General features: G+C 45.1%; 7 protein-coding genes. 3 read left to right on the forward strand and 4 right to left on the reverse strand.

Annotated features, from left to right (window positions below):
* Positions 1-88: 88 nt before the first annotated feature.
* Positions 89-2602: a DEAD/DEAH box helicase gene (locus ACKPQ5_RS02940; RefSeq protein WP_407677601.1), complete on the forward strand. Its 2514-nt coding sequence runs from the start codon at positions 89-91 to the stop codon at positions 2600-2602.
* Between the two features lie 115 nt (positions 2603-2717).
* Here ACKPQ5_RS02940 and ACKPQ5_RS02945 read toward each other — a convergent pair whose 3' ends face one another.
* Positions 2718-5441, reverse strand: coding sequence for a valine--tRNA ligase (locus ACKPQ5_RS02945; RefSeq protein ID WP_407677602.1), 2724 nt, complete (start codon positions 5439-5441; stop codon positions 2718-2720).
* A 125-nt stretch (positions 5442-5566) separates the two neighbouring features.
* A complete protein-coding gene (locus ACKPQ5_RS02950; protein WP_407677603.1) occupies positions 5567-6292 on the reverse strand; it encodes a rhomboid family intramembrane serine protease in 726 nt (241 codons plus the stop codon).
* Between the two features lie 88 nt (positions 6293-6380).
* On the opposite strand from ACKPQ5_RS02950, the gene ACKPQ5_RS02955 reads away from it, so the two are divergent.
* A complete protein-coding gene (locus ACKPQ5_RS02955) occupies positions 6381-6626 on the forward strand; it encodes a hypothetical protein (RefSeq protein ID WP_407677604.1) in 246 nt (81 codons plus the stop codon).
* Between the two features lie 36 nt (positions 6627-6662).
* Here ACKPQ5_RS02955 and ACKPQ5_RS02960 read toward each other — a convergent pair whose 3' ends face one another.
* A complete protein-coding gene (locus tag ACKPQ5_RS02960) occupies positions 6663-7106 on the reverse strand; it encodes an FxsA family protein (protein ID WP_407677605.1) in 444 nt (147 codons plus the stop codon).
* An 82-nt stretch (positions 7107-7188) separates the two neighbouring features.
* Positions 7189-7347 carry a hypothetical protein gene (locus ACKPQ5_RS02965; RefSeq protein ID WP_407677606.1) on the reverse strand — a complete coding sequence of 53 codons (159 nt, stop codon included), beginning with the start codon at positions 7345-7347 and terminating at the stop codon, positions 7189-7191.
* An 85-nt stretch (positions 7348-7432) separates the two neighbouring features.
* Between ACKPQ5_RS02965 and ACKPQ5_RS02970 the strand changes: the two genes are divergently transcribed.
* On the forward strand, positions 7433-7815 hold a 383-nt coding region (locus tag ACKPQ5_RS02970; protein WP_407677607.1), incomplete at its 3' end, for a hypothetical protein.

The raw sequence follows: 7815 nt of genomic DNA on the forward strand, positions 1-7815 counted from the left end.
TTAGGGAAGGATCGAGTGGCGGAAAAATAATATCGGGTTTTCATGGATTTATTTTGTGTATGTGTTATGCAATTGGTCTGACAGACAAATGCAAACGAATAGCAGCAATTTTGGAGAGCGAATTTCTTTGCCAGATTCTTGGCAACGGAAAGCGCTCGGTTATTTGCGGGATGGGAAAGATGTTGTCCTCCATGCTCCCACGGGAGCAGGCAAGACTTATGTCTTTGAGCAGTTAATTGAATCTGGCTGGAAAGGTCGGGCTGTTTACACAGTTCCAACACGAGCATTAGCAAACGATAAATTTAGAGAATGGAAAAAAAGAGGTTGGGAGGTCGGTCTTGCCACGGGAGATTTGCGTTACCAAACCGACTCACGAGTTATTGTAGCCACTTTGGAGACTCAAAGAAGTGCAATGCTACGAGGGGAGGGGCCCGATTTATTTGTGGTGGATGAATACCAATTACTGGGGGACCCCCAGCGCGGACCCGGCTATGAAATTACTTTAAGTATGGCACCGCCTAATGTCCGCCTTTTGTTGATGAGCGGAAGTGTCTCAAATCCTGGTGAAGTTGCGGATTGGTTGGAGAGTCATGGCCGTTCAGTGGAATTGGTTTCAGAATTTGTACGCCCAGTCCCTCTGGAAGAAGTTTTTGCAGAAGCCTTGTTAAAGCGACCTTTTCGCGGAAGAAAAATCCGGGGTCACTGGCCCAAATTAGTAGCGGGTGCACTGAGTGCGGGGATAGGACCCATTCTTTTATTTGCACCACGACGAAAAGCTGCCGAAGAACTAGCGAGGCAATTAGGGGCGGAGCTTCCCGATACAGATCCATTGGAATTAACTGCCGAACAGAAGAAGATCGCGGGGAAAGAATTAAGCGGTTTACTGAGGAAGAGGATTGCGTACCATCACAGTGGCTTGGAGTATCAATCTCGTGCGGGCGTGGTTGAACCTCTCGCCAAGACGGGACAACTTCAAGTTGTGATTGCGACCACTGGTCTTGGGGCAGGCGTAAACTTTTCCATGCGTTCTGTATTGGTCACCGATCGCGAGTACAGGGTGGACGATGGCCTTCATTTTTTGCGTCCGGATGAATTATTACAGATGTTTGGCCGGGCGGGTAGGAGGGGGTTAGATGATCGAGGCTTTGTCATTGTAACTCCCAAGCAAGCACGGTTAAACGATGGGCGTCCCCTTAAGTTGAAGCGTTCACAAACCTTGGACTGGCCTGCCATTTTACGGGTAATGAACTATGCGTATAAGCGGGGAGAGGATCACTTGGATGCAGCACGAAACTTGGCTCATCGCTTGTTCTCCGAAGAAAATGTCCGGCTGGGGCTTCGCGATTCAATTAATAAAATTTCCATGCAAATTGATCAGGTTTTCAATAAGAAAGAACTACCTGAAGAAGACCAGGGTCGTAATCAGGTCATCGAAATGAGGAATTTTGCTGGATTGTGGGAAAGGCGGGGCGGGCAATGTCAAGCACCCCTTGGAGAAGCATTTGCTTTGCATAAAGGAGAATGGGTCAAGGCTCTTACTCTACCGGACACTCTGGGTAAGGTGAAAATGGGAAATCCTTGCCGCTTTGGTGATAAAAAGAATCTGACCTACGGAAGAGAAGTTCCTCTTGCAATTGTAGATTCTGAATCGATGGGAAAACGAGTAACTCTTACTAAATCTTTTCGCAAAAATCTGAGGGAAACGATCGCGGAAAAATTTCCTCAGTTCAAAAAAAAGTTTTCTCGCAAAACTTGGATGAGAAGGGGACTGGAAGATGTATTTCGTGAATTTTTACCCTCCATTACTCTAGGGGGGAGTTTAGATGAACTGGTGGATCGCGGAGGAGTACTTCGTGCGCGGTTACGTTATGATTCTGCCACGGTGCTTGGATGGAAGGATGCTCGTGGGAAAATTTTACTGAATCCACCCTTGCGAACAACAACCCGAATATTCGAGTCGCCCTTTAAGGAAAAAGCACAGGTTGAAGATTGGGAAAATTTAAGCACTCTTTCCCCCGCTGAAGTCTGGGCGAAGTTAGGACTGATTGATACCAAGGGAGTACCCACACTACGGGGTGAAATTTTTAGTTTCTTTTCTCGCGGAGAAGGACTCGCCGTTGCCGTTGCATTAGAAGACAGGAGTTATCCAATTGATGAGATGATTAATGACTTGGCCAACTTGCGGGCTGGGCATCGATTTCGTGCTTATGCCAAGACAGAATCCCGCCTTGCACTTCTTTGTCGTGGTGCCTTTGGTTTTAAAAATTGCCCGGGCTATTTAAAAAATGGATTACCCTGTGAGTATGGAGAGGGGGCGACCGAAGCCCTACAAAACCGCAAAGAAATCTTATCCACAAAAGATCAATTCTGGGATGATCTGAGCGTCGGGGACTTGGAGCGAATTGCGGTCGAGTGGAGAAGCCTTCTTTCACTAATTGTTCATTCCCCAACGCTTGATTTTGATCGTTGGCAATCATTACAGGACGCAGCTCGGATATTGGTGGGAGTAGATTCGGAATCTGATGAATTACCTAATTTGCCCGAATTGCCAGTTCGACAAAGAGAGCGATTTAAAATCTCCCAGGGTAGGGAGTTCGATTAGTTTTCTTTCTAGTTTTTTAAAACTAAGAAACTTGTCCCGGACTATTTTGCATGATCTTGTTCTTATCCTGTAACCTGTTCGCGGTGACCGGATATTAGTATCGGAACAAAAATGGTTAACTAAGTGCGGCTAGTGCGTCTTTTGTTTCATTTAACTTCGCCTCATTTTCGAGTAGTTGGTGTCTCGCACCTTCGATAATGTGGGGAGGGGCTTTGGAGGTAAAAACTTCGTTTGCTAATTTCCCTTTTACCGAATTTACCACTTTTTCTAACTGGGCAAGCTCTTTCTGTAACCTTGCTTTTTCAGCGTTGAGATCCACCCCAGTTGTAAGGTCAAGGTAGATTGAACCGAACGGAGAAACTAAGGCAGGCATACCGGCGGGGGCAAGCTCCACTCGATTAAGGCCAGCTGCACCCACTGTAATAAGGATTGATTGGGTATGGCGTTCGAGCACTTTTGCTTTTTCATCATCGGCAAGAAAAGAAAAGACAACATTGCGATTGTTGGATAGTTTTCGATCGGCTTTTAGAGAGCGCATGGAGGTGACCAGTTCTCGAACATTTTCCATTTCTTCCAATACGCGAGTATCTAACTGAAGACCGCCTATCCCAATTTTCTCCAGTAGATCTTTTCCTGATTCTGGACTCACTCCCTGAATCGATTCGCCGTTAGAAAATCCTAGCAGCGTCCATAATTCCTCGGTAATAAAAGGAGTAACTGGATGGAGAAGTAATAGAATCTGGCGGAGGCAAATGTCTTGAATTGCGAGACAGGTATCTTTCGATTCTTCCTCTTGAACTCGGGACTTGGAAGCCTCGATATACCAATCACAGAAATCATTCCAAAAGAATCGATAGATCGTTTGTAAAACGGCATTGAATTCATATTCATTATAAAGCTTTTCCACCTGGTCAATAGTTTCAACCAAGCGAAGCAAAATAGCCTGATCATCGTTGTTTACCCTTTCACAATTCATGCGAAGAACAATCAATTCGAGCATTGAATTATCTTCTAATGGAGCAGACATCAGGCGGAATCGGGAAACATTCCATAATTTATTACAGAAGTTCCTTCCCTGTTCGATTCGTTCTTCGGAAAAGCGAATATCCTGACCTTTTGGAGCGATACTCATTATTCCATGTCTCAATCCATCCGCGCCATACTTTGCAATTAAATCGAGTGGATCCGGAGAATTACCCAATGATTTAGACATTTTCCTGCCCTCTCCATCGCGAATAATTCCAGTGAAATAAACATCTTGAAATGGAATTCTGTCAGCGAGTTCCGAATCGGGAATTGCCTGTTCGGGCTTGTAAGAGCGGCCTTTGAATTCGAGACCGGCCATAATCATCCGGGCGACCCAAAAAAAGATGATGTCAGGTCCTGTGACGAGGGCGGATGTGGGGTAAAAATAATCAAGGCCTTTTTTCTCCATCGATTCGTCGTCTGGCCAACCGAGTGTTGCCAAAGGCCAAAGCCACGAGGATGCCCAGGTATCGAGTACATCATCATCCTGTTCCCAGTTTTCAATATCCGAAGGGGGCTTTTCTGAGATATGCCAATTACTTGAATCGGATCGCATCTTTCCCTTCTTATACCAAACTGGAATGCGGTGCCCCCACCAAAGCTGGCGGCTGATACACCAATCCTGTATATTATCGAGCCAGTGCAAATAGGTTTTCTCCCATCTTTGCGGGTAAAATTTGATATGGCCATCCTTCACCGCTTTTTTGGCTTCTTCCACTCGCGGATATTTGAGAAACCATTGCTCAGAAAGGCGTGGTTCAATCGGGACATCGGCCCGTTCCGAGAAGCCCACATTATTTTGATGTTTTTCTTCCGCGATCAGATTGCCATCCTCTCTCAGTTGAGCAGCAATTAGTTTTCGGGCAGAAAAACGTTCCTTTCCTGCATAATCGACACCCGCAAGCTCGTTGAGAGTTCCATCCGGGTTCATGATTTCGAGCATCGGCAGGTTGTGCCTCTGTGCGATTTCAAAGTCGAGCCGATCATGGGCCGGGGTAATTTTTAAAATTCCAGTTCCAAAGTCTTTTTCCACGGCCTCGTCCGCAATGATTGGCATTGCTTGTGAATTGATTGGCCTCATCACATGTTTGCCTTTTAAATTAACCCACCTCGAATCTTCCGGGTGAATCGCTAAGGCAACATCGCCCACGATTGTTTCGGGACGGGTCGTGGATACTTCAACATACGCTCCTGGAGTCTCCAAAATTTGATACCTAATTTTATAGAGAATACTTTGCTGGGGCTTCATGATCACTTCCTCATCAGAAAGCGCAGTTAAACTAGCTGGGCACCAATTGACCATTCTCTGCCCGCGGTACACATATCCTTTTTTGTAAAGTTGAACAAAAGCCGAGATGACTGCTTTCGAATAATCTTCGTCAAGAGTGTGCACATTTCTCTCCCAGTCACAGGAGCATCCCAGTTTTTTGAGTTGCTCTAAGATAATGCCTCCATGCTTATCCCGCCAAAGTTTTGCATGGTCAATAAAGTTTTCCCGTCCCAAGTCCGTTCTCGACTTCCCCTCATTACGAAGTGCCTGTTCGACCTTGGTCTGAGTCGCAATTCCGGCGTGGTCCGTTCCCGGTAACCAAAGGACTGATTTGCCCTGCTGCCTTGCTCGCCTTGCCAAAATATCCTGTATCGTATTGTTGAGAACATGTCCCATTGTCAAAACACCCGTTACATTAGGGGGAGGGATTACGATTGAGTAGGCAGGCTTGGTGGCGTCCACATTGCCAGAGAAACACTTTTGTTTAATCCACTTGTTGTAGAGGCGGTCTTCGACTTCAGTGGGTTGGTATGCTTTGTCCATGATGGTCTAAAATGAGTGGGTTAGTGAAAAATTTTTAGATGATATTGTGGAAATAGGATGCTATATTTTATATCTGCCGTTGGGGCTCATCTTTCGACATATTGCGATAACTATGAAATAAAATTTTACCGATTGCGAGCAAAAGGGCGAGAATATCCCGATTGGAATAATTTTACTCCCTTTTTCTTTATTAGTGGGGTTAAGACAATCCCCGCAGCAAATCCTCCAAGGTGGGCGGCCACGGCAACCCCACTGGCCGCTTTCATTGATTCCGGAAAAGCCAGTATTTGCTGAACGAACCACCAGCCCAAAACCAAAAAGGCAGGTACCTGGACTGTACCCACTAAAATAATAATCCAGTAAAAGACCCGAATTCTGGCTCGTGGATAAAGTAAAAGATAACTTGCTATCACTCCAGAAATTGCTCCCGACGCCCCTACCATGGGAATGGTGGAATCTGGACTGCTTAAGGCTTGGGCAAATGCGGCAAGCAGACCACAGGATAGATAAAATAAAAAATACCAAAGCTTTCCCATCGCTTCTTCCACATTATCGCCATACAGGTACAAGAAGAGCATGTTTCCAAGTAGATGGAAAATACCACCGTGACTAAACATAGAGGTGAGCACAGTACTCCATTCCCACGCGATCGTTTCTAAGGAGAAATTGGATAACTGACTAAAGAACATCGAAGGAATAAAGCCAAAACTAGAAAAGAATACCTGCTTTTCATCGGGTTCAAGCGGGAGTTGCCAGGCAAAAAATACCCACAGGTTACCGCCAATTAACATCCAGTTGACCCACGGGAACGAGCGGGTCGGGTTATCGTCTTGGTAAGGGAAAAGAAACACAACTTTTACCTACCTAATCGAAAAAGGAAAGGCAATCGCGTTGAACCCGCTTGCCTGAAAGATGTAAAAATTATTATCATCCTAATCTATGACTAATGAATCACATGAAAGGCTGGCCGTTTTCAGAAGTGACTCTGGTATCACCCTTTCCTTCGGCCCGAATACCTATTTTATCGATTCTTCCGATCCCTTTCATAATATTGCCCTCAAAGCACTTGCTCAGGATGATTATGTTCCCTTTTATATTGAAATTGCCAAGAGGGAAGGATTGGGCCCTGAATTTCGGGATACTCTTATGAGAGAAATCGAGAACTTGGCTGATTCAGAGGATTAAATTATTGTAAACAGAACGAGTTGAAAAATCGATCGCTCACACATCAATTACATCATCGCGGGAATTTTTAAAGGAGTCCTTGTCCCCAGGTTTTCCTCCCTTATTGGGCCGGATGGTGGAGAAATTCCCCCCAAAACTTTTCTTCAGGCTGGCCGCAATTCCTTTTCTGAATTTGGGCACCATTAATGCAAAGCCAAACAAATCAGTTAGAATGCCCGGGGTAATCAATACGATCCCCCCGACCACGATCATTGCCCCCTCAATAAGTTTATCGGTGGGTGGACGACCACTTTTTAGTTCACTCTGGATTTTGGCTAAAGTGGAAAGGCCCTGTTGCCGGGCGAGTGATGCCCCTAAAATCCCCGTAAAGACAATCAATCCTATTGTCGGCAGAAATCCAATCCTCGCTCCCACCATGATTAAAAGGTAAAGCTCGGCAACGGGGATAAATATAAAAAGGAATAACAGACGACTAAACATAGATTACACATTTTGCGCATCTCTTGAAGATAGACAAGAGAGATAGGTATCGTAGAAGTTAGTTTTACTATTTTCTTTCGCTTCATGCAATGAGAAGGAGTGCGTTGTCATTAAAGCGTACTCTCGATTCCTCACGACTAGTCATCGCGAGGATGTAAACCGGTGGCGATCCACTGAAAGTAAGGGAGCGTACCCGCCACTCCCAATTCATTTCCATTTCCCCACTCTTTCTTTCCTTCACTTTCCAACTTTATAACCCATCGTAAAGTTGTTTGACAATTAGCCCACATTGTAAGTTTAATTATGCACATTTTCTTTTTATTATTATGAAAACAATACGGGTCTTATACTCTTTCCTCTTTGCTTCATCCCTTTGGTCGGCCACTCCAGTACCGTATTCAGGTAAGATTGATATACAGGGAGTCAATTATTATGGAGAAGCTCAATTCGCATTTTCTCTGCACGATGGGAACGGTACAACCCATTGGAGAAATGGTAATCAACCAGGGGAAACCCTCAAGGTAGCGATTCGTAATGGTCGGTATAATGTTTTGCTTGGCGGACAGGGGATGACTTCATTAGCACCGCAATTATTCCTGAATCAGGATAAGCTTTATTTAAAAGTGGAAGTTGATACGGGGGATGGAAAAGGTCTTCGTCATCTTGCTCCTGATCAATTAATAACCGCTACTCCTCGTTCATTGGTGGC

It is taken from the genome of Candidatus Seribacter sulfatis (assembly GCF_964187635.1).
Lineage (GTDB): Bacteria > Verrucomicrobiota > Verrucomicrobiia > Opitutales > Seribacteraceae > Seribacter > Seribacter sulfatis.